Here is a 415-nt window from a genome sequence, read left to right on the forward strand (position 1 = left end):
CGGCTTTACCGGGTCTTGAACAAATTTCTCCATCGTCAGTTCCGGACGGTTCAAATACCCGCGCGCGACGCCATCCCCGCCGACGATCAGCTCACCCCATGCCCCAATCGGCAGCAGCTTCATCGAGCTGTCCACGACATAAGCCGTCGAGTTGCAGATCGGCCGACCGATGGGCGCCGATTCCGTGAGTTCGCCGGGAATCGCATAGGTCGTCGAGAACGTCGTATTTTCCGTCGGGCCATAACCGTTCACGATGTCGAGGCCCGGATTGTCCCGCAGCACCCGGTTGATATGCGGGGCTGATAGCATGTCGCCCCCGACGATCAGCGTCTTGATCGCGCCAAACAGCTTGCTGTCCTGCTGCGACAGTTGGTTGAACAGCGGAGAGGTCAGCCACATGGTTGTAATGCCGTAT

At 59.3% G+C, this 415-nt stretch carries 1 protein-coding gene; it reads right to left on the reverse strand.

Features of this window, described 5'->3' with window-relative positions; all coding sequences use genetic code 11:
- The coding region (locus tag L693_RS27645; RefSeq protein ID WP_155983761.1) for an AMP-binding protein at window positions 1–415 on the reverse strand (415 nt) is incomplete at both ends.

Origin of the sequence: Paenibacillus sp. 1-18, assembly GCF_000520755.1 — a bacterium.
In the GTDB taxonomy this organism is placed as follows: Bacteria; Bacillota; Bacilli; order Paenibacillales; family Paenibacillaceae; genus Paenibacillus; species Paenibacillus brasilensis.